The 24,097-nt window shown below is 45.6% G+C and carries 14 protein-coding genes; 7 read left to right on the top strand and 7 right to left on the bottom strand.

Going from position 1 to position 24,097, the window contains the following annotated elements:
• Window positions 1-76: 76 nt before the first annotated feature.
• The 3 genes from J2Z66_RS29655 to J2Z66_RS29645 form a co-directional block, all read right to left on the bottom strand.
• The gene (locus tag J2Z66_RS29655; protein WP_209976377.1) at window positions 77-1,633 is read right to left on the bottom strand and encodes a hypothetical protein; all 1,557 of its coding nucleotides are present in this window, start codon (window positions 1,631-1,633) and stop codon (window positions 77-79) included.
• Window positions 1,634-1,787: 154 nt separating this feature from the next.
• Window positions 1,788-3,437: a response regulator gene (locus tag J2Z66_RS29650; protein WP_209976376.1), complete on the bottom strand. Its 1,650-nt coding sequence runs from the start codon at window positions 3,435-3,437 to the stop codon at window positions 1,788-1,790.
• Window positions 3,438-3,439: 2 nt separating this feature from the next.
• On the bottom strand, window positions 3,440-5,092 hold the full coding sequence (locus J2Z66_RS29645; protein ID WP_209976375.1) for a sensor histidine kinase: 1,653 nt from the start codon (window positions 5,090-5,092) through the stop codon (window positions 3,440-3,442).
• Window positions 5,093-5,304: 212 nt separating this feature from the next.
• On the opposite strand from J2Z66_RS29645, the gene J2Z66_RS29640 reads away from it, so the two are divergent.
• The 7 genes from J2Z66_RS29640 to J2Z66_RS29610 all read left to right on the top strand — a co-directional run bounded on the left by J2Z66_RS29640 (window position 5,305) and on the right by J2Z66_RS29610 (window position 18,834).
• Window positions 5,305-7,014: an extracellular solute-binding protein gene (locus J2Z66_RS29640; RefSeq protein WP_209976374.1), complete on the top strand. Its 1,710-nt coding sequence runs from the start codon at window positions 5,305-5,307 to the stop codon at window positions 7,012-7,014.
• A 301-nt stretch (window positions 7,015-7,315) separates the two neighbouring features.
• On the top strand, window positions 7,316-8,215 hold the full coding sequence (locus J2Z66_RS29635) for an ABC transporter permease (protein WP_209976373.1): 900 nt from the start codon (window positions 7,316-7,318) through the stop codon (window positions 8,213-8,215).
• A gap of 16 nt (window positions 8,216-8,231) precedes the next feature.
• The gene (locus tag J2Z66_RS29630; RefSeq protein WP_209976372.1) at window positions 8,232-9,110 is read left to right on the top strand and encodes a carbohydrate ABC transporter permease; all 879 of its coding nucleotides are present in this window, start codon (window positions 8,232-8,234) and stop codon (window positions 9,108-9,110) included.
• A gap of 1,004 nt (window positions 9,111-10,114) precedes the next feature.
• Window positions 10,115-13,231, top strand: a complete 3,117-nt coding sequence (locus tag J2Z66_RS29625; RefSeq protein ID WP_209976371.1) for a cadherin-like beta sandwich domain-containing protein — start codon at window positions 10,115-10,117, stop codon at window positions 13,229-13,231.
• Between the two features lie 36 nt (window positions 13,232-13,267).
• Window positions 13,268-15,313 carry a hypothetical protein gene (locus J2Z66_RS29620; RefSeq protein ID WP_209976370.1) on the top strand — a complete coding sequence of 682 codons (2,046 nt, stop codon included), beginning with the start codon at window positions 13,268-13,270 and terminating at the stop codon, window positions 15,311-15,313.
• A gap of 82 nt (window positions 15,314-15,395) precedes the next feature.
• Window positions 15,396-17,435 (top strand): hypothetical protein, encoded by a 2,040-nt coding sequence (locus tag J2Z66_RS29615; protein ID WP_209976369.1) that lies wholly within the window; start codon window positions 15,396-15,398, stop codon window positions 17,433-17,435.
• A gap of 781 nt (window positions 17,436-18,216) precedes the next feature.
• Window positions 18,217-18,834 carry a nucleotidyltransferase domain-containing protein gene (locus J2Z66_RS29610; protein ID WP_209976368.1) on the top strand — a complete coding sequence of 206 codons (618 nt, stop codon included), beginning with the start codon at window positions 18,217-18,219 and terminating at the stop codon, window positions 18,832-18,834.
• A gap of 68 nt (window positions 18,835-18,902) precedes the next feature.
• Here the strand turns inward: J2Z66_RS29610 and J2Z66_RS29605 are convergent, their stop codons facing one another.
• The 4 genes from J2Z66_RS29605 to J2Z66_RS29590 all read right to left on the bottom strand — a co-directional run bounded on the left by J2Z66_RS29605 (window position 18,903) and on the right by J2Z66_RS29590 (window position 24,066).
• Window positions 18,903-20,870 carry an alpha-amylase family protein gene (locus J2Z66_RS29605; RefSeq protein ID WP_209976367.1) on the bottom strand — a complete coding sequence of 656 codons (1,968 nt, stop codon included), beginning with the start codon at window positions 20,868-20,870 and terminating at the stop codon, window positions 18,903-18,905.
• A gap of 105 nt (window positions 20,871-20,975) precedes the next feature.
• Window positions 20,976-21,800 carry a carbohydrate ABC transporter permease gene (locus J2Z66_RS29600; RefSeq protein WP_209976366.1) on the bottom strand — a complete coding sequence of 275 codons (825 nt, stop codon included), beginning with the start codon at window positions 21,798-21,800 and terminating at the stop codon, window positions 20,976-20,978.
• Complete coding sequence (locus J2Z66_RS29595) at window positions 21,800-22,672, bottom strand: carbohydrate ABC transporter permease (RefSeq protein WP_209976365.1); 873 nt, start codon at window positions 22,670-22,672, stop codon at window positions 21,800-21,802. Before J2Z66_RS29595 ends, J2Z66_RS29600 begins: the two co-directional genes overlap by 1 nt.
• Window positions 22,673-22,683: 11 nt before the next feature.
• Window positions 22,684-24,066, bottom strand: a complete 1,383-nt coding sequence (locus J2Z66_RS29590) for an ABC transporter substrate-binding protein (RefSeq protein WP_209976364.1) — start codon at window positions 24,064-24,066, stop codon at window positions 22,684-22,686.
• Between the last annotated feature and the right edge of the window lie 31 nt (window positions 24,067-24,097).

The raw sequence follows: 24,097 nt of genomic DNA, 5'->3' as shown, positions 1-24,097 counted from the left end.
AGCTCGGCTTGCCTTGCAAAACTTTCTTCGCAAGCATATGCTGAGTTTCGCTAACTAAACTATCTTCATAAATCTGCTAAAGTGAAAGCAGCCTATATGCTAACGATGGAACCGATACATCCTGCCTAGCGCCGCTATAGCGAAGCTGACAAGCCTGCTCCTTCTCATCCAGATTCACCAGGAGAACGCGCCGGCTGTCCTTCAGCCAAACCAAAAGCACGTTGTCGCCTGCAGTTAGCCACGGGAATTCCCACTCATCTGCCTGCAGAAGCTCCCGCAGCATGGCGGCTTCAGCCTCCTGGGACGCTGTTCCGACTTCATGATTCCAGACATGGATATTCTCTCCGCCTTGCCCATTCAATCTTTCGGGATTTCTCCTTGCAGCCGCTGCATCGAGGATCACTTTTTTATAGCCTTGAAGTTGAGGCTCCCACTCCTCGTCCAGCTTGTAATCTCCGAATACGAGAAGGATGTCGCCGGCAGGCGTTTTCTCCGTTCCGCGGACCGGTTTGACGGGCAGTCCAGCAAGTGTGGCGAGCGTCGGGGTTTCCAGCGGCTCCTGATAAACCGGATGCGTACTGTAAACCAAATGAACAGGGAATTCCGGCTCGCAAGCAGCCAAATAGCCTTCCAACTCCTGCAGCTTTGGCAGCTCCTGCTGGATGACGCTCCAGTTGTCCTCAGCTATAACTGCTGTGCCGCTCATAAACATAATATTTGAGATCCCTGCAACGACCGCCATTTTGGCTTTAAAAGCAAGATTGTCAGCACTTAAAGCCCGGTCAGGGAACACTGTAGTTTCACTATAGGCAAACTCCTTGCCAATCCGGTTTAAATGTTTTTGTGTGCTTATATAGCCCAGCGCTCTTCCTTTCGGGTTCCCGTAAGCACGGTCGCTGTATTGATGCTCTCCGACCCGGAACATACACGCTGGAATGGCCTGCTGCATAGCGACAACATCAAGCCCCTGCCTTTCATCCCCATCCGGCATAATCATATGGCCAATGCGAATGCCAGGCAGCGACACGGCCTTCATGAATGCCGTCACTTTAGCGCTGTTAAAGATCATCCATTCTTTTAATATTTCAGACGTTTCCTTTTGCTCAATGCGGCGGCTTAAGCTCTCTCTGCTTTCGCTTCTGCCCCATTTTTCGTTAAATTCCACAATACTTTCCTCGGAAAAGCTGCCTTCAATTTCAGGACTCCAATTGCCTTGTCTCGTATCGTCATCCAGAAAAATATCCGTGAAGCCCGCATCTCTCAGCACTTCCATCGCTGCTATTTGATCCGTGATCATATTCGCTTCAATTTCCGCACAGTAATACACGGGATCTCCGTGACGGTCTATCCGGTATTTCCAGGTATCGGGCAAGGTAAGCTGCATATCCGGATCATCCGGGTTCAATGCATTGCCTTGATGATTGAAAGGAACGTTCATAATGCCAACTTCAAATCCAAGCTGCTCCAGAATGCTCTTCGCTTCAACCATATCTGATAACGAAGAAGCCATATGTCCGTAAAAATAACCGTGCAGCCAAATTTTATTCAAGCCTGCTGCTTTCATTGCTTTCAACAATTGTGTACGAGCCGGGTCCAGCACAATGGACGAAGCAAGCGGGTAATGCATGTTCATAGGATTACACCCTCCAAATAAAAAATAGACAAGCCTGATTGTGATTGACCCTAAGCAACCTTAAGTATCAAAACATCAAACTTATCTATCTATTATAAAGCTCTCTATTCAGCCAGAACACGGTAATGCTATGTCATCCCTTATACTTTGTTGCTCACTTATGGCTTTGCCGATAGTCTTGAGGCGTAACACCCACATGCTTTTTGAAAAATTTAGTAAAATAAGGAACATTATCAAAGCCAAGCTGGGCAGCCACTTCTTTAATCTTCAATCCGTCCTCCAGCAGCAGCTCTTTGGCCCGGGCTAACCGTAAATCCTTGATTCGATCTGAAATCGAGCAGCCTTTTTCCGTATGATACAGCCTTGATAAATAAGATTGGCTCAGATGAATATGCTTGGCAAGCAGCTCCAGAGAAATATTCTGATGCAGGGACTTATTGATATAGGCATCGACTTTTTCAACAATTTCTTTCTTTTGCTCTTTTAACCCTACTTCTGTAGATGAGAAAAGCAGCTTGGCCAATTGACTGAAGCTTTCTTCCAAAGCAAACCAATCCGAATGTTTACTGAAGCTGAAGAGAAATTCAAAATCCATTTGCAGTCCGACGGTTTGTGTAATTCTCCTTGCATTCATATAGGATAAAAACATAGAGGACAAGTGTGAAAAAATTTCTGCCTGAAGCCCATAATCAAGAAATACAGAGCTTTGTACGGAATGAAAAAACCGGGCCAATAGTTCATGAAAGCTATCCTGCTCTCCTGCTTCAAGCAAATGTACGAGCTGATACACATTCCGCTTCGCTTCCTGCTGCAAAAGCTCCGTTTCATGGTGATGATGAGCCAGCAAGGCCTCCGCTTTATCTACTAAAATAATATCCGCATCCAATCCGATACCTCTTTGCAACAAATCACATAAGGATACATACGTCTGCTGAAGCTGCAGCCAATCAATTTCAGGACCCGAAACGACAAAAGAACAAGAAAGCTTTAAGAACTGCTGAATAGAAGCTTGAATTTGTCCCAGCATCTTGGTTAAATGCCCGTGCAGCTGAAGTAAATCACCCGTACTTCCATGTCTGCCTGGGCCACCGCTCTGTAAAATCCATGTCAAATGCCGACCCTCCGTATGCGATACAAACTTACAGGCTTGTCCGATGTATTCTTCAACAATATTCCCTATCGCATAATGCAGCAGGAGCTTCTCCCGTGCCGCATATCCATTAGGCCAGCGGTCCACCCTGCCGATCATCAGGATCAGCCTTCCGTCAGGACTGACGGGAAGCTGCAGCGTCTGAATTTGTTCGTGTACCCTCTCCATAGTCAAAGCTTTCTCTTGCAGCAGATGGTTCATAAAGTCCCGTTTCAACAAATCATGTGCTTTATGCAGCTGCTCCCCGGCACGAGACACTTCATCTTCTTCCTGAGTTTCCTTGTTAATTTGCAGGATGACCTTCCTAATGGCTTCCACAACCGTTTCGTCATCGATCGGCTTCAATAAATAATCGAATGCGTCCTGCCTTAGAGCCGTTTGCAAATACTCAAATTCGGAATATCCGGATAAAAAAATGACTTTGCAGCCTGGCCATTGACTGCGAACAAGTGAACATAGCTCCAAGCCCGACATCCCTGGCATTCTTACATCCGTAACGAGCACATCGATCCGGTTCTGTTCCATGACAAGCAGCCCTTCCTGGGCTGAATATGCTTTCCATACCTGCAGCGCAGGCTCCTTCAATTCAGACAACAGACGATACAAGCTGTCCACTATAATAGGTTCATCGTCGATCATTAAAATGTTGTGCATCTTTATGCTTCCTCCCTCTGGATGACCAATGTTACTATCAAACCACGCTCCGGATTGTTTTTCAGCTCAAGTCCACTGCCTTCTCCATAGCGCAGCTGCAGCCGTCTATGAATGTTCCACAAAGCATGATCATCCATCTCATCCGGTCTGTTCAGTCTGCTTTCCCATTCCTTAAGCTGCTCCCCGGTCATGCCTATGCCGTTATCTTCTACTTGCAGTTCCAGCCGTTTCTCGTCAGCCGTAACCGCAATGCGGACGATTCCATCCTTGAACGTGTCGCGATGTCCATGCACAACCGCATTCTCCAGAAGAGGCTGAAAGATCAGCCGCGGCACCTCCCACTGACTTAAGTCTTCTGGAACCTCCCAGTGAAAAGAAAGCCTGTTGCCAAACCTCATTTGCTGGATCGAAGCATATACGCGGGCATGCTCGATTTCCTTATCCAAAGCCACATCATCGGTTTTATTCTGAGTAATGAATTTAAAGTAATCGCCTAAATATTTAGACAGGTAGGATACCCCGTTAAAATCTTTGTCCTGCGCCAGCCTGTACAGTACATATAGACTGTTGTACAGAAAGTGAGGGTTAATCTGCGACTGCAGCTGCTTCAGTTCGGCTTGCTGCCTGCGGATGGTCTGCTCATACACCTGCTGTACGAGCACCTTCAGTTGCGCCACCATATGGTTAAAGCGGTGATACAAATATTCAAACTCATCCTTCGTTTTGTGCTCAAGGTTAAGGTCGAATTGGCCGCTCTCCACTTTTTTGAAAGCTTGGACTAATATTTTCAGTGGCCTATGAATCAATTGAAAAAGCAAATAGGAAGCAATCAGAATAACAAGCACCGCTAAAGCAGACAGTATACTATTCCACTTCTTGAAAGCATTAACCGGTTCTAGTAAAGCTGCTTCTTCGTTGATCGTCACCAAGGACCACTTATTGTTGAAAGAAAATTGTTTCGTTAAAGTTAAATAGGCAGAATCATTCTCTATAGTTTCCAGATTCTCATTGAAATTTGCTGGAGCCAGAATCAGGTTATGCTCCTCATCCTTAATATACGCCGAGTTTCCAAGACTTTCATCTATATTATCGATGGAGAGCTCAATGATCAACATATACTGCGTATTGGTCGCAACCGGATAACCCGTCAATAGAAAATAGCGATTATCAATAAAAGCCAACCCTGATGCATCGGTCCTCGCCTCCCGAAAGGTTTCGTACTCGCTCTTGTCCATATCCGTAAGCTGGGAGAGAGACGACAATTTCTTGTTATAGTGCGGCATCATCACAAATGCATCTTTCACATAGCGGCTGGATGAAGCTAGCGCCCTTAGCTTGGATTGAAGATCGTTAACCACTTCGAAACGTTCGTAATCTCTTAATGATTCTGAACGGATGCTGAGATCCTGCAAATCGGAATCATTAATAAACTGTACCTGCAGCTGGGCGGTTCGTTTCAACTCCGAGTCCATGGAGGACACCAGAAAATCTGCCTTTTGCTGCATGACCGTCATAATTTGCTCGCGGATCGTATCCACACCTGAGCGGTACATAAAGGAACTAATCAAATAAATCGGAACAACAATGATTAAAAAAGCCGTCAACAGCTTAAAAAAGATCCCATATTTAACCGAAAAAAACTGCCTTATATGCATATGCTGCACCCCCGTACATCCTCTTTTTATCCTAGAGCTAGTATTCGACATGCACGTCCTTTTTCCCCTTAAGCTATAAAAAAGAGCATGAGAGTATAATGAATATCATTGAATTACCCTTGTAACGTTTTTGCACCACCCTTACAATAGGAATCACCTGAGTAGCTACTCTTGCTAACAAAATTTAAAGAAATCATGAAGGGGATGTATCAATGAAACAAATGAAAAAAAGAAGCCTGCTCACTTCCACTCTGCTTATTGTACTTGTAATCTCCATGATCAGCGCTTGCGCTAAAACAAATGAAACGCCAGCTGCCAGCATCCAGCCCCAAGAGAGTGCTGCTGCAACAGACAAGCCTGCCGTGAAAGCGGAAGATCCGCTTGGTAAATATGAGCCCGCTATTGAACTGAACATTGCCCGCACGAATGACAATTTGAAGTTTGATGAGGGCACATCCATTGACAAAAACCCTTATTACGATGCATACAGCCGGGATTTAGGCGTCAACGTGAAAAATGCCTGGGTCGTTTCGGGTGCAGATGCTTATAACAGTAAACTGAATGTGGCCATTTCTTCAGGAGATATACCCGACCTCGTCAGTGTCCAGTCCCTTCAGTTCAAAAACCTTGTTGAAGCTGATATGGTTGAAGACTTGACAGAGGCTTACGAGAAATATGCCAGCGAAGATTTGAAGAAGCTGATGACCGATGATGGCGGCTTTGCCATGAAGGCGTCCACAATAGACGGCAAGCTTTATGCAATCCCATATACCATTCCAGCTATAGGCACAACGAAAATGCTCTGGCTTCGCGAGGACTGGCTGAATAAAGTAAATTTGCCAGCACCCAAAACGATGGATGATGTCATGAACATCGCCAAAGCTTTTGCCAATGATGATCCAGACAATAATGGACAAAAAGACACTTACGGCTTTGGAGTTTCCAAAGAGCTGTTCTTCTGGGGTGCTCCGGGCTTGGAAGGCTTCTTTCAAGGATATGGCGCCTATCCGGCATCCTGGTATACAGACAGCAGCGGAAGCATCGTATATGGCAGCACACAGCCACAAGTCAAAGAGGCCCTGCTCAAATTAGCGGAAATGTATAAGGCTGGCCTGATCGACAAAGAATTCGGCGTTAAAGATACAGCCAAAGTATTCGAATCGATAAGTGCAGGCAAAGTGGGCATGTTTTATGGCGATTTTGCGGTGCCTTGGTATGCCAATAAGGATTCCATCGTACAAAATCCAGAAGCCAAGTGGGTGGCTTATCCGATTCCATCTGCAACCGACAGTCCGGCGAAAACATTTATTGGTTCATCCGTAGCCTCTTTTTATGCCATCAAAAAAGGATACGCGCATCCTGAAGTTGTGGTCAAATTGGCTAACTACTGGGTCGATCGCACCATCGTTAATGTTGACGAATCTCTAGGAAGCAATAAGGAAACAGGAACTCAAATCTATCCTTATGCCATAGTAACGCCATCTCAAGCGATGGAAGCTGTTGAAACCTACGGTACCCTGAAAGCTGCATTTGCCGGGGGCGATACTTACGATACTTCCAAATTCACTTCTAACGAAAAATTTTATTATGACAATATAACCGCCTACAATGCCGACCGCCTGAATACCAAAGACACCAAAATTTTAAACGGCTGGATAGCCGACCGGACCTATGGGGAAAAAGGCGGCGTGGAAGTCGTTGATTACTATCTCAAAAATAATTTGTATATCAATACAGCATTAACCGTCTCTTCGACGCCTACTATGGCAGAAAAAATGGCGACATTAAACAAGATGGAGAACGTGATGATGACACGAATCATTGTCGGCGATGTCGGCATCGATGAGTTTGACCGTTTCGTCCAGGATTGGTACAAGCAGGGCGGCGAACAAATTACTAAGGAAGTTAATGAATTGAAATAGTTGGAGAGCTAGAGCGTTATAGCGCTAGATAGTTAGATAGTTAGATAGTTAGATAGTTAGATAGTTAGATAGTTAGAGAGCTAGAAAGTGAAAGTTAGAGTTTTAGAGTTTTAGAGATTCAGGGAAGCAGGAGAAGTTGGAGATGCGGGAGCTGCTAAAGTTGCTGAAGATTCAAGAGATGCGGAAAATTCGGAAGTAGCTATGAGTGCTATGAATGGAATGCTATTCAGCAACCTGGTAGCAGTCTGTGAATCACATGCAACCATCTCCTGCTTCCTTTTTTTGAGGAGGTTACAACAGAATGAAATTGAAACAGTGGAAACGAAATATGCCTCTTCATTTGATGATTTTACCAGGCGCCATCCTTGTCTTTATGTTTTCCTATATTCCAATGGCCGGAATCGTCATAGCTTTCCAAAAGTTCGTCCCCAATAAAGGATTATTTGGATCCAAATGGGTCGGCTTTGATAACTTTATTTACATGATCAACATGCCTGATATTTACCAGGTTATCTACAATACGGTATTTATTGCTGCCGGGAAAATTATTTTTGGTCAATTGGTGCCAATCCTTGTGGCCTTATTGCTAAACGAAATGAAAAATAAATTCATCACCCGTTCTGTACAGACGATGATCTATCTCCCCCATTTTCTTTCCTGGGTCATTCTTGGCGGCGTGCTGATCGATATTTTGTCTATCAATGATGGGATTATTAATCAAATTTTATCTTTTTTGCAAATTGAGCCTATCTATTTCCTAGGAAGCAACACCTGGTTCCCCTTCACCGTCATCGTATCTGATGTATGGAAAGAATTCGGCTTTGCCACCATTATTTATTTGGCCGCCTTAACCTCCATCGATCCTTCTTTATATGAAGCGGCTTATATCGATGGCGCCAATCGTTTGAAGCAGACGCAGCACGTCACCTTGCCGGGCATTGCTCCGATCATGGTTCTGCTTGCTTTACTCAGCTTAGGCAATGTGTTAAATGCCGGATTTGAACAAATATTTATTTTATACAATCCGCAAGTGTATCATTCAGGCGATATTATCGACACGCTAGTATACCGGATCGGCTTTCTGGATGCCCAGTATGGCGTATCCACTGCAGTGAACTTGTTCAAATCGGTAATCAGCATGATTCTTATTATTGTTTCTTACAGACTGGTTTACAAGTTTGCCAATTACCGCATATTTTAGCAGGAAGGAGAACCGGATGTTCGAACATAAATCTTTTTCGCGAAAGTTATTCCATGTTATCAATAATACATTGCTAATTTCGCTTGGCGTTCTTTGCCTGCTGCCCTTTATCCATATTTTTGCCATTTCATTAAGCAGTTCTTCCGCAGCCAATTCGGGACTTGTCACACTCTGGCCTGTCGAACTCAACTTCGATGCCTTTGCTTATATTTTGAACGAACCACAGTTCCTTCAAGCATTTTGGGTTTCTATCCAAAGAGTTGCCGTAGGGACCTCCATCAGCTTGCTCGTTACCATCCTGACTGCTTACCCCCTATCCAAAGAGAACCTTCGCTTCAGGATGAGAAACGTCTATGTATGGTATTTCGTCATCACCATGCTGATTGGGGGCGGACTCGTTCCAACCTATATGACCATCAAAAGCTACGGACTCATGAACAGCTTCTGGGCTTTAATTTTGCCTACAGCCGTATCTGTGTATTATATAGTCCTGATGTTAAACTTTTTTCGCGGCTTACCCAAGGAACTGGAGGAATCTTCCTTTGTTGACGGTGCCGGGCACTGGACCATTTTATTTCGTATTTACTTGCCCTTATCCTTGCCCTCCCTTGCCACAATAGCCTTGTTCACGATGGTAGGCCACTGGAACTCCTGGTTCGACGGACTGCTTTATATGAACCGGGCAGAGCAATATCCGCTGCAAACCTATTTGCAAACGATGGTCGCACAGCCTGATCTGACGAAAATTCAAAACTTATCACAGCTTCAGGACATATCCACACGAACCGTAAAAACAGCGCAAATCTTTGTGGGCATGCTTCCAATTCTAATCGTATACCCTTTCCTGCAGCGCTTTTTCATTAAAGGGATTGTGCTTGGCAGCGTAAAAGGCTAAACGAAAGAGCCGCCTGGCTTGGGTGTCCTTTGAGGAGCGTGTTCATGACGTGGGTGCGTTGGGGGAGGGAAGAAGTGTGGGCTCCAGCCGCTGTTAAAGATATGTTCCCTCAATGGAATCTAATAAGGTAGGAACATATCTTTAAAGGCGGACGCTATCGCTCTTCCACCCACACCTCTTCCCTCTTTTTAGCTGCATGGTGCAGAACAAGCTAAGCTCAAATGGACAGCCAGCCAGGGTTTCTTCCTGGCTGAAAAAGATTCCGGAAGGGAAGAGATTCCGGGATTCCCTTCCCTTTCGGGATCTTCCTTACAGGGATTTTCCGTGCGGGATGCTTGGCTAACGAAGGCGAGGCATGCTCAGACGAAATCGGCTTCCTTAACGATGTTTTTCATCGTTAAATCGCTGTTTCACTTGGAAATCTCTGCGGTAGCGATGAAAAACATCGTTAAAAGTCGCTTTATTCGTCGAAGTGGGACTTACCTGCTCCAATAACGATGTTTTTCATCGTTATATCGCTGATCCACCTGGAAATCCCTGCGTTAGCGATGAAAAACATCGTTAAAAGTCGCTTTATTCGTCGAAGTGGGATTTACCTGCTCCAATAACGAAGTTTTTCATCGTTAAATCGCTGATCCACCTGGAAATCCCTGCGTTAGCGATGAAAAACATCGTTAAACCCATACCTCTTGATTAACTTGTAAGTGACCAACTCTCTCTACGGGAAAAAAGAACATATGTACATTTTTGGGGACAATAATGAACCCGTAAAAAGCAATTTCCTGCAAACGTGCAGGCTTTCTGCATCTTTTACCCGTTTGACCGATCGAAGTCGCCATTTACCTGCACAATTGCAGGTATTCATGGCCAATATATGATATTAAGGAGGTGATCAGCTAAAGAACCTACAACACGATGAAAGCATAATGAAAGTGTGAAAACTGATTTAAAATTGGTTTTCAAAGTGAAAGCGTTAACAAATTTGTGAAAAGGATTGGTGGTTAATGAATTTTCAAACAAACCTCCTACTGCGTTATGGCTTCGTAGGAATGATCGTCTTCCTGTTACTTGCTGCAGGATTGCCTGTTTCTCAAGTGTCTGCAGCTGCTTCATCCTCAAATATCGCTGCAGGTAGAGGGCCGCATGCCGTTGCTGTAAATCCGGTAACTAGCAGGATCTACGTAGCCAATGCCGACAGCGACAGCGTGACCGTGCTGGAAGATACATATAGCGGGGGTGTTGTCACCGTGGCTAACGTCGAGGTTGGAACAACGCCTTACGCGGTAGCCGTTAATCCGGTGACGAACAAGATCTACGTGGCGAACGTGGATAGCGATACGGTAACCGTGATCGACGGTGTGACGAACAACACCGTCGAGGTGGAGGTTGGCATCCTGCCGTTTGCTGTAGCAGTCAATTCGGTGACCAACAAAATTTATGTCGCCAACTTAGGCAGCGATACAGTGACGGTCATTGACGGTGCGACTACGGATACCGATACCGAAACTGCAACGGTGCAAGTCGGGGAAAGTCCGTTTGCCATTGCTGTTAATGAAGCGGCGAACAAGATGTATGTGGCGAACGTGGATGGTGACACGGTGACAGTCATTGACGGTGTCAGTAACAGTCCCTCCTCTGTTTCGACGGGCGCTGGACCCAATGCATTAGCGGTAAATCCACTGACAGGCAGTGTGTACGTGGCCAACTTCTACAGTAATACCGTTACTGCAATTGATGGAGCTACGGGAGACGTCTCTACTCTGAATGTTGGCATAACGCCGACTGCGGTGGAAGTCAATCCAGTGACTGGAATGATTTATGTGACTAATACGAGCAGTAACAATATGACGGTCATTGATGGTGCCAATCATAACCTCTCCACGGTATCCGTTGGATCCGGACCAAGTGCGCTGGCCATCAACGCAGTTACGAATAAGATTTATGTAGCGAATTATGACAGCAACAATGTGACTGTGATCGATGGAATGAGTCTGATGACGTCTACTGTAGCGGCTGGAACGAACCCAATTGCTGCTGCTGTGAACACAGGACTGAACAAAGTCTATGTAGCCAACTTCAATAGTGACGAAATCACCGTCATCGCCGATGAGCGGGTCACGGATGCGGATTTGAGCACGTTATCGGTAAGCACAGGGAGCCTTAGCCCGGCATTTTATCCGAGCATCAACAGTTATTCGGTTCATGTAGGAAATGAGGTAGAAAATGTTACCGTAACGGCAGCAGCGTATGATTCAGCTGCGAGTATTTCGGTCACAGAGCAAGTGTACGGAAATAACGCGGAGATACCGGTGAGCCTGCATATAGGGGCTAACGTGCTGCCCATTGTCGTACATGCGGCAGATGAGCTGACAAGCAGGACGTACACGGTAACGATTTACCGGGCTGGTGATACCGAGCCGAATGCTGATCTAAGTGAAATCAGTGTTAGTGCAGGCGCTTTGCAGCCTTTGTTTGCTCCGGAAGTACTCTCTTATTCTGTTGAAGTCGGATATACCGTATCCAGCATCAGTGTAACAGCGGTTACATATGACCCTGCGACTACGATAAGAATCAATGGTCAATCGTATAACGGCGGTGTGTCGAATCCCGTAAGCCTTCAAGTAGGAAGCAATCAGGTCATGCTTGTGACTACGGCAGCAGATGGTTTAACTAGCAAGACCTACACCTTAACCGTAAATCGGGCAGAAGCCCCCATTGAATACAGACCTCCTACTCCTTCGGATACAAGCACTCCGGATAAGACGGACACCTTGAAGCCGGAATCCGAAGATGTAAAAGAGACTACAAGTGGCGCAACGCTTACTAGCCATGCGGCAGTATTCACCGTAAAGGCAGCTGCGGAAACGAACGGAAAAACGGAGGCCACAGCAATGCTGCATGCGGACTCGCTAACAAAAGCATTCAGCATACTTAAAGGAAAAACAAAAGGGTCGCAAACCATTTTGTTTGAAATACCGGGTACGGAAGCTATCCGCAACGTTGGCATTCCGGCTCAATTGCTTACTGCAGCTGCTAGTGAAAATCCCAATGCCTTAATCAAGATCAAGACGGAGAATGCCAGCTACACATTGCCAATCCACTTCCCTACGCTTACAGCTCGATTGAAGCAGCTCGGCGGCAAGCTGGAACAAGCAACTGTCTTCATTACGATAGAAACGATCACAGGCACAGCTAAAGAACAGATGGTTGAGCAGGCGAAAGCAGCTGGCGTGACGCTTGTAGGAGACATCATCGACTTCACCCTTAGTATCGAGGTGGATGGCAGTAAACAAGTATTCACTGACTTCGGACGTACGTATGTGAGCAGAAGCATTGTTGCTGCGGGGACAGAGTCAGACAGAGGTTCGGATATGGATATGGCGACAGCAGTCAGGATCAATCCGCAAACCGGCGAATTCTCATTTGTTCCTTCCACCTTTACAACAATGAACGGATTAACAGAGGTCCATATCTTCCGCACCGGAAACAGTCTGTACACGATAGCTCAGTCCAAGAGATCTTTTGCCGATCTACAAGGTCACTGGTCGCAAACCGATGTGGAGCTGCTTGCCTCCAAGCTCATCGTAAATGGGCAGACCGAAGCGGACTTTGTTCCAGAAGGGAATGTCACTCGTGCAGAGTTCGTCAGCCTCATTATCCGTGCATTAGGGCTTGAAGAGGATTCGATGCCAGCTCAGATAAATGTTCCAACGAATACTCAGACCAATCCCCCAGCGTTTACGGATATTGCAGAAACCGACTGGTTCGCGGGTGCAATTGGCGCGGCGGTGAAGGCGCAAATCGTCAGCGGGTTTGAGGACGGAACTTTCCGGCCTAATGACACGATAACAAGAGAGCAAATGGCTGTGATGCTTTCAAATGCGTTATTGTTTGCTAATAAACCTATTGCTGTTGCTGGAAAGCTGCTTCCTTTGTTGGCTGTTTTCGAAGATAAATCGGCGATTAGCTCATGGGCACAGGTTGCGGCAGCACAAATGCTTGAATCCGGTATGATGACAGGTATCACAGAGCATCAATTTGCTCCTCAAGACTTGGCTACTCGCGCACAGGCTGCGGTTGTTATTAAACGGATGCTGCAGACTGCAGGATTTATGAATTAAACAAATCCCATCTCAAAATAACAGGAGGAATGCACGATGTTAGACGATAAGGAATTGGAAAACCTGCAAAGCCCGGAACAAGAGAAAAGCATGATTAGCAGAAGAAAGCTGCTCGCTTCTTTGGGGATGGCTGGCGTTGCGCTTGCATCGTCAGGGCTGGTTAACGGAGCTATTTCAAAAGCCTACGCCGATCCGGCCGAGAACCGTACGAAGGTAAAGGATTTAATGAAGGGCAGTACAGTTACGGGTCCCTCCACGACGACCTTAACGCCAAATTTGAAGCTGAAGCAAACGGATCCTTTGGATAGTCTCGACGTAAATGGCAATTTTGAAATGATCGACTCGGAATTTGCCGGGAGAGGCGTAACTCCAGACTTCTTTAAAGTCGGGACTGGAGAGGATGATACTGCAGCCGTGCAGGCTGCTTTCGATTCTGGTCAAACTGTTATTTTCACCAGGGATTATTATGTTAAATCAGTGCGGATGTTCGGCATTAATCAGAAAATTGATTTCAACGGCCACTGGTTATGGGGAATTAGCAAAAGTACGGATTCTGCTGCAGAGAAGGATTGTGTGCTAGAAATCGCCGGTCTGTACTTGCAATTGTATAACGTACAAGTCATTTCCGACTTCGGCTACAATCTGAATTATAGATGCGGCGTCCACTGGCGCTCTGAAAGCAATACAAGACCTGCCGAGCATATCAAAATATATGGTTTGCAGATCAACCGGTTTATGGTTGGGCTTCAATACGGGTCTTATTTGGATGACCCCAATCCGGTGGATGCCCCGCAGAGTGAGAACTATATTTTCGGGATTCATTTTCGAGCCACACAAAACTGTATGATTCTTAATCAACCCAATGGTTTTTTGAAAATTATTGGTGGTGTGATCGATTGTCATCCAACAGAATGGGATATGCAAACTCCAAATCCATATAGTCATGAGCAAGCTTATTGCTTCTATAACAAAAATACAGATTTGGTCATCGATAACTGTGCCATTTTAAAAGTAATGAGTCAAGAAGGTTACGGCTTTAAAGGAAGTAGATTTATTTTAAATAATTGTACACTTGAAATCGGCTGTACCTGGGGATACATAGAGGGTGATGCCCATATTAACTATTCGGATGGCGGCTACCAGGGCGGGTTTAGTAGAAACCTGTTTGAAATAGCACCGGGAGCGGAAGGCAGGTTAAACCTGAACCGGTTGTTAACTAAACGATACACTGGTATTGGGGTCGGTGAGATTTCAAATGCACATGTGGTTAATGGATTGGATCAGGCAGCGAACTATTTAGTAACGATCGACAACTCTACATTTGTGGAGTGGGCAGATCGCATCGCAAGTACAGGTCGTGACCGGGTTTACGTACACAATACACGTTTCAGCTATACCGATACGGAGTCCATGTTTCATGATATAGTTGTTAACGATCAAGAAGACTTTACTAATCTGGCCTTAAACGTGGATACCACGGGTGAAAACATGTCCACCGCTTCTGATACGAGTAAGAAGTCAGGCTGGACGATGTATGTGTACACAGGTACTGGCAGCGTTTATTTTCGTAAAACAACGACGGATCTTCCAGTAGGATTCAGAAGCTGCATCGAGGTAAAAGCTTCCTCCGGCATGTCCTATATTTATTCGTCCCCCTTCCCTGTCGCATCAGGCTCATCTCTCGTATTCAAAGGGTGGGCGAAATATACAACAGGCGGTGCGGAACAAAAGGTTAGTATCGTTTGGGTCGATGCGAACGGAGCCGTCTTTGGCGTCAAAACGGTTATTGAGACTGGAGATATCTATACAACAAAATGGAAGCAATTGATCCGGAACGTCACGGTGCCAACCAACGCAGTCTCTGCTTATTTGCAAATTAATGTGGATGCCGGGTCCATAATGGTGACAGGCTTGGAATTGCATGCACATCTGCAAAGTGTCCATCACAATTCGCTGCTCAATCAGATCAATCATGCGCTTAACAGCGCGGGTGAAGGTATTATCCTGACGTCCTCCAACGGAACAAGATACAAAATTACAATTGATGATTCTGGTGTCCTGACCCCAACAGCTATTGTTTAGATAGCTCTAATTGAGCTCTATTTAATATTGATACCAACAGATTCTCTGCCCACTTATCTCACACCTACAGGAGGAATGAAACATGTCAGAAGATAAAAAAATGGAAGATCTGCAAAGCCCTGAACAAGAAAAAAGCTTGATTAGCAGAAGAAAACTGCTCGCTTCTTTAGGAATGGCTGGTGTGGCGCTTGCATCCACAGGGCTCGTTAATGGCGCTATATCCAAAGCCTATGCCGATCCAATAGAGAGCCGCACGAAAGTGAAGGATTTAATGCTGGGAAGCTCGGTCACGGGTCCTTCCACAACAACACTAACTCCTAATTTGAAGCTGAAGCAAACGGATCCTTTGGATAGTATCGATGTGAATGGCAACTTTGAACGAATCGATTCGGAATTTGCCGGTAGATCTATAACTCCTGACTTTTATAAAGTCGGGACTGGACTTGACGATACGGCAGCGGTGCAGGCCGCTTTTGATTCTGGAAAACCGGTTATCTTCAATAGAGATTACTATGTAAAATCCGTCCGGATGTTTGGTATTGACCAGAAAATCGACTTCAACGGCTTCTGGTTGTGGGGAATCAGTTCAAGCTCAGATACCGCCGCCGAACGGGATTGTGTGTTGGAAATCGCCGGCTTATATTTGCAATTGTATAATATAAAAGTCATCGCATATGAATTCAGTCTGAACTATAAATGCGGCGTCCACTGGCGCTCTGAAAGCAATACAAGACCTGCCGAGCATATCAAAATATATGGTTTGCAGATCAACCGGTTTATAGTTGGACTTCAATATGGAGCTTATTTGGACGATCCGAGTCCCCTGGATGCACCGCAAAGTGAGAACTACATTTTTGGCATTCATTTTCGAAGTGTACAGAACTGCATGATCCTTAATCAACCTAACGGAGTTTTAAAAATAATGGGCGGTGTCATCGACTGCAGTCCTTATGAATGGAATACATTAAGCCCTACTCCTTACAGCCATGCAGATGCATATTGCTTCTATAATAAAGATACTTCCCTGACCATTGACAATTGCGCCATATTGAAAGTAGCAAGTGCCGAAGGCTACGCCTTTAAAGGAAGTGTATTTACCCTCAGCAATTGCACAATCGAAATCGGCAGTACGTGGGGATATTTGGAAGGAGATGCTTATATCACCCAATCGGATATGGGCTTTCAAGGAGGCAACTATCAGCATTTATTCGAGGTTGCGCCTAATACCGAGGGCAGGCTGCTTCTAAATCGGGTCTTCACCAAACGAACTTCTGGCTTTGGCGGTATTTCAACGGCATATGTGATTCATGGACTAAGTGCCGCCCCCGCCTACAAGGTGATTATCGAAAAATCAAAATTTCACGAGTGGGCCGATTACCGGATCGCCAGCTCAGACAGAGACCGCGTTCATGTGGAGCATACCCGTTTCAACTTTACCGATACAGATTCTGTGTTTTACAATAAGCTGGTTAATGATCAGGAGAGCTTTACGAACCTTGCTGTCAATGTGGACACTACAGGGCAATATATGGCAGCTGTTTCGGACACCAATCCGAAGTCGGGCTGGATGATGTATGTGTACACAGGAACAGGTACTGTTTATTTCCGCAAAAACACCATGGATGTACCGCTTGGTTTCCAAAGTGCTATTGAGGTGAAAGCATCCTCCGGAATTTCCTATATTTATTCTCACCCCTTCCCTATTCCGCAGGGCCATGCGATTTCCTTCCGCGGGTGGGCGAAATATACGACCGGGGGCGCGGATGAAACCGTCAAAATCGTATGGGTGAATGCAAGCGGAGTGGTCATCGGCTCCTTTACATTGATTACAACTGCAGATATCAAGACGACGAAATGGACGCAAGTCGTGAAAGCGATTGCGGTGCCGGCTGCCGCAGCTTCCGCTTATTTACAAATATCAGCAGACAGCGGCTCAATCCTCGTATCCGGCATGGAGGTATTCGCACAGCAGGAAATTCTGCATCGCGAATCCTTCATCAATCAGCTAAATAACGCTCTGGGCACCGCTGGAGAAGGTTACATCATGAAGTCACCTAACGGAACTTCCTATAAAGTCACGATTACGGATGCAGGCGTTTTGAATTGTCAGGTTTATCCTTAGGGTTCTTCATTGCTAATTAGCGGTATGAATTGTAAGAGCTGTATGAATAGCTGCGCATCGATTACCGTCAGGAATGATTCTCCTGACGGTTTTTTGTGTTAATAAAGATGAGTTGTTGACATTTCACATTAATCTCTCGTCAATTTATATAAGTAAAGCGGTAATGCGACTAAGCGATAATGCAAATAAGTAGTGATGTATTATCGCTGTTGGATAAAGGAATCTGTAAGGAATTCCAAATGTTCATTGTAATCACTATCCCTTTGCCTCAGGAAGCAGACGTCTACTGGCTGTCCGTTTGAGATTAGTCTGTTTATACCGAGGAACGCTTTTTGGCGAGTTGTCGGTGAGAAGCTTGACGAGAGGCTTGCGAGAGGCGAGAGGTTTGACGAAATGTTTGGCGAAAATGCTTACGGACATCACGGACGTTATTTTGGCAAAATCACATCTTTTGGATTCCTTACGGACACAGAAGCCCTTATTGGGCATATTTTCTCTTGTTCTAGCCCTTTTATGGGCAAATAAGGTCTGTCATGTCCGTAAGGCTTTCGAATCAGACCGATTTCGGGGAAATAACGTACCTCATGTCCACTTCTGCATCGTTTTAGCTGCCATGACCTTGATTCAGCCGATCAGCAACCTACTGCTAGCCTTCCTCTCTCTTTATGCTACACTAATATATAGTGCTTATTTTGTTTAGTAATCTGCATTACGGACAACTTGTCGCACTATTACCTGGCCACGCTAAACTATTAAGTTCATTTCATTAAGGAGGATAATTTTGAGGACGGACTATTATAATTGGCTGCCTTTAACTGTACCTGATATTTTCAGAATCTTTTCCAATATTTCAGTGAAATGGTGTATTGCAGGTGGTTGGGCTCTAGATTTGTACTTAGGAAGGCAATCGAGGGTCCATGAGGATATCGATGTAATCATATTTCGAGAAGATCAATTCACCGCGTTCGAATATTTGTCAAAAGATTGGTTGCTGTACAAAGCGCACAAAGGAAACCTGAGTCTCTGGAAAGAAGGAGAACGGCTAACCGCCACGAAAGATATTTGGGTAAGTAAAGACGCAACTTCACCTTGGGCCTTTCAGATTATGATCGTTGACACGGAAGAGGAAGCCTGGGTTTATGGCAGAGAAACCTCGATTCGGAGACCAGTGAAAGATATATGCTCCACAACACATGAGGGAGTACCTTACTTGAAGCCAGAAATACAACTTCTTTATAAGGGCAGCAGTTCAGAAATCAGGACAAAGGATCTTAATGATCTGCTTTTGCTGCTTCCATCTCTTTCCCCACAAGCAATCGAATGGCTTAGATCATCTTTGAACATACAGTTTCCGAGTGGTCATGAATGGATAAAACACATTGATCAATTAACATCGTGATTTATATCTGAACGAAACAAACGAAACAAGCCAAACCCCATAAAGGGGATTGGCTTGTTTTTTCAATGTTATTCCACAACTACCATCGCATACCCTTCCACCTTCGGCAGAGCAATACGCATATAACCATTTACATGCTCATAGGCCAAAGGCTCTTTCGACGGAGCCAGATATACGGCTTTGACTCCAGTGTCTTCTTTACCTCCATTTGCATTGCCTTCCTTGCCATCTTCCCCGCTTCTCAGATAAACCACGCCATCCGACAGCGCCTGCCAGTCCTCGACCACATTATAGTTGCCTCTTTTTTCCGGTTGTGTCGCTTTAATATGAATGATGCGCATATGTTCCTTTTGGGTCACCGTTATCCGTGAGGAGGACGAAATATTCTCGCACTTTATGAGCGGACTAGCCAGCAGCTGCTCCAGGCAATATTTGACCATATTCTTATGAGTGACCATCGCATACTGGTGGTAGGCCGAGAAAATCTTGAAGCTGAACTGAAATACATTCCCCGATCGGGCCAGGGCGGGACGGCCGGTGCTTTTCTCAGGAGGTGTATAAAAGTAGCCGTGAAAGCCATCCCAATGACGGTTAAAGTACGGCTGGATATAATCAGCCACCATGCTCGCGCCTTCTCTCAGCTGCATCAGGATGCCCTGTTTGTAGACGGCATGCGGCATATCCGGGATATCCCCCGATGTAGGCTCCAGCATGGTGAAATAGGAGGCATTCCATGGGTCCTCTCCGTCATAATCCAGATTCCACGCCTCGACCGCAAATGCCGTCTTCTCCGGATTAAGTCCGCCATAGCCCGAGCTGATGATCCCTTTGCCCGCAGCCAGATGCTGCTCCAGCTTGGCCTTTAGCACTGGTGAAACCGTCAGCTCATCGGGCAGGATAATGACTTGGTAGGGGGTTAGATCCATACGTTCATCGATGAGATTATACGTGTATTTAAGCTCTCCGAGCAGGCGGACAGCCGCGTTGTGATAATTGCTGATCACTCCGCTGACCGGAACCAGCACCCCAATCTCCGCCACCGCTTTGGCATGATCCGTCCATGGCTCATATTTCTCAAGCTCGGTATACACTTCTCCGACCATTCGATATACAGCCTGATCCAGCCCGTCACGCGGATGCATATGATCGCCAACCGATGTCGTTACGGCGTTGCTGATCGCATCCCAGCAATCATTCTCAAGCGATGCTTTGGTCTTCAGACCGCCGAAATCTCCCCAGCTCGCCTGAAACCGTCCCGTCATATAGAACACCTGGATACCCAAATTCCGGGCATAGGCTACTTGAGCCGGGAAGAAATCATACCCCCAGAGTCCTGGCAGGCATTCAATCTCCGCATGCGTGCTCAGTCCCTGGGACTCGCCAAAGAGCAGGCCGTTGAGGTACAGGAACTTGTCATCTCCTACGAGCTCTTTAACCTTGCGGCAATATTCGAGCGTCTGTAATCTGGAGAAAGCCAGCACCTGCTCATCGTTCAGCGGATCCATGCCGCGCTCCACCATATCCTCGTTACACTCATTGCCATAGCACGGGTAAGGGTGCATATTGATACAATCGAGGAAAACCCCTTCAACCGGATAACGGTCAAGAACCTCTTTAATCATGTCCAGCATGTAATCTCCGTAACCTGAGTTCAGACACATATTCCGGAAGAAATGCTCCGTCCTGTCCCCGTAGATTACCTGTCCTTCTTTATTGACGATGGTCCATTCCCGGTGTTTGCGGGCCATTTCATGATCCAATCCGAGGTTAAAGTACGCAGTGACACCAATGCCCAGCTTATGGCACTCTTCTACCGTTTGCCCGAACATATCGAAATCCAGATGCGGATGCGTGACCCCAACCTCTGTCGGATAGTAGGCATAGCCAAGATTACATTTGGCGAATGCATTAATGAATTCCACCTTGGCATCCTTCAGCGTTTGGGCAAACACTTTAGCGTCAAAATTAGCGCCAAAATCAGGAATGTCCGGCAGGGTATGAAAATCAATATGAACCGCTCTTTTAATGTATCGCATCGTATAACTCCTTTTATAAATTTATTTTGGGCTTTGATTCAAATTATAAGGATAATGCTTGTATAAAGCTTTGCCTCTTCAGCCGATTTATTTGCATTATTGGGCTCAGCCCTTAACCGCTCCAGCAACAACACCAGAAACTATATATTTCTGAGCTGTCAAAAATAACACGACGACTGGTATTGCTGAGATAATCAAATCGGCAAATACATAGTTCCAGTTGCTGAAGTATTGCCCGAAGAACTTGTAAACCATAAGCGGCAGCGGCCACTTGGTTCCACTCAGAAAATATAAGGGCAGCATGATATCATTCCAGATGCCAAGCACTAAGAAAATGACATTCGAAGCAACCACAGGCAATAGTAAGGGCAAAATTATCCGGGCAAAAAGCCGGTACGAGCCACATCCATCAATGGCTGCTGCTTCGTCGAGATCACGCGGAATGCTTTTGATAAAACCACAATATAAAAATATGCTAAAAGGCACATTAATAGCTGCATTGACCAAAATGACACCCAAGAAGGATCCCATCAATCCCAGAGCCTTTAACAAAGCATATGTGGTAACAATTTGCATCGGTGCAATGATGCCGATCAAAAAGAAAATATACATCATTTCCGTTAATCTCGTATTTCTTCTGGCGATAACAAAAGCGGCCGCCGATGACATGACCACTGTAGCCAGGGTCGCGAATGAAGTGATGATTACACTGTTGTAAAAGGCCCTCATGATGCCGCCTGCATGAAAAACAAAGCTGTAGTTATCGAATTTCCATTCCGTTGGCAGCTTAATATTGAACTGCGCAGCTTCCATGGGCGTTTTCAGCGATCCGAAGATCATCATCAACAGAGGAAACACAATAATCAGGCTTGAGAGCACAACGAGCAGCTCCAGCAGGATCATTTTCGCTTTATTATGGAAGGAAGTCATTACATCTCGATCTCCCTTCTGCGCAGAAAGTAATTCAAGACGAGCGTGAATGAGGTCACGAGCACGGTCAATACTAGCCCCATCGCACTAGATCGGCCCAGTAAGCCGTTTGTAAACGCCTGGAAAATATAGGTAGACAATACCTGCGTAGAGAAGCCTGGTCCACCATTGGTTAGTACATAAACGATAGCAAACACCTTCAACCCTCCGACCAGGCTGATCGTAACCGAAATGGTGAACGCAGGAGCCAGTAGTGGAAAGGTTATGTGCTTAAACCGCCCCCACCAAGAGGCCCCGTCAATTCTCGCCGCTTCATAATAGTCGGTTGGAATGCCCATCAATCCGGCAATAAAGATGATCATGATCACACCGCTCCACTGCCATATTTCCGTTAAAATAATGACAAGCATAGCCGTGCTTCCCTGTCCCAGCCAATTGATTTCCGCTTGAATGCCAAACACATTCAGAAGCTGATCGAACAATCCACCCATTTGAAACACTGAGGTAAAAATAACGCCAATCACAACCACACTTAGCATCGCCGGAAAGAAAAAAATCGACCTGTACAAGCTTCTGAGCTTTAGCTTCTGAACCAGAGCAAGCGCGAGCAGCAAGCCAAACATGACTTTGAATACGGTTGTAAAGAAAGCGAACACCAGCGTATTCCAGAGTGATTTGATGAACCTCGCATCGTCCACGATGATCTTGAAATTGTCCAGTCCGTTGAACTTTGGCTGCAGCAGATTTTGCAGGTTCCAATCCGTAAAAGCCATTGCAAGCCCGGCGCCAACAGGAACTACGAAAAAAACAAAGTAAATCAGCAGCGCCGGATAAGTAAGGGAATAGCTGTATAAATTCAAGATTTTCTTCATCGTCCTATGATTTAGAAACCGGGCAGTTTCTTCTCCTTGCCCAGGTCCTGCCAGCCCTTGTCAATGTCCTTGATCGCCTCATCTATGTTCCTATCCATCAGAATCTCTACATAGATGGGATACAACAGGCCGCTCCCAAAGTTGCCCATAGCATTGAAATAGTCGTTCATTTGAATAGAGCTTTTCCCTTTATTCAAGTAATTGTCATTGATCGACTGAATCGCTGGATGAATTTCACCAGGTGTGGCGTCCTTAACACCGGGAATACCCGGATTCTCTTGGTTGAACAAATTCTGATACTCCGGTTGAGACCAGAGATCCAACCACTTTTTCACCTTATCCACTTGCTTGCCGTTTTTCATGATGGCTAGACTGTTGAAAATATTCGATGTCACTACCGAATCGGCACCCTCGTAAGGGATAGGGAAAAATCCAATGTCGGCATTTGGCCATTTGGCCGCAATATCATTAATCGCAAATTGACCATTGATCATCAAAGCAGCCTTTTCCGTGGCAACCATTTCTTTGGCCATATCGTAAGTAGCCGTCACATGATTCTTATTCACATAGCCGCCCGTTACCAGCTGTTTAACAGCTTCCATCGCCTGCTTATATTCCGGAACATCAGCAAATTTCTTCTTATTTTCAATCAAGTCCGTATACGTCGCAGCCGCCCGATCCTTCAACGCTGCATTCGTATAAATCAACATCGCAATTTGGGTGGTCCATAGCTCTTTGTTCGACATATATATCGGATCGATGCCAGATGCTTTGATTGTATCCAGCGCACTTATAAATTCACTGTACGTTTTCGGTTCAGACAAGCTTAAATCAGCAAACACTTTCTTATTATAAACCGCACCTAAAGCTAGCTCAGGGGCCGCATATGGAAAGCCATAAAACTTCCCGTCCATATATTTGAATTGATCGGGATTGTTCAACCGGGTTACCCACGGCTCGCTGCTCAAATCTTCGAAATTATCAATGTTAAAAATCTGCAGGTGCTCCGGCATGTTCAAGGCAACCACATCCGGCACCTCTCCCGATGCTATCTTGGTTTGCAGCAAATTGGTGTACTGCACATCCGGAACGACTTCGAATTCCACCGTAATATTCTCGTCCTGTTTGATCTTTTCAGCCATCTTCTTATGTACTTCTTTCAGTGATGTCTGAGAGATCATGTACGTAATCGTGACGGGCTCCTTACTTCCTCCTTTCTCTTGTCCGCCATTGCCTGATGCTTTGCTTCCTCCATCGCCATTGTTTGAGCAAGCGCTAACCACAATCATTACGAACAACAACATGCTTACAGCAATCGTTTTAAACCTGTTAGACCTGTTAAAGCTTTGAAAGCTTTGAAATCTTTGAAGTTTTTGAAGTCTTTGAAACCGCATACCAGTCGCCCCTCTATCGTATATTTACTAT

The sequence above is a fragment of the Paenibacillus eucommiae genome (assembly GCF_017874215.1).
In the GTDB taxonomy this organism is placed as follows: Bacteria; Bacillota; Bacilli; order Paenibacillales; family NBRC-103111; genus Paenibacillus_AI; species Paenibacillus_AI eucommiae.
This window is presented reverse-complemented; position numbering and strand designations above follow the sequence as displayed.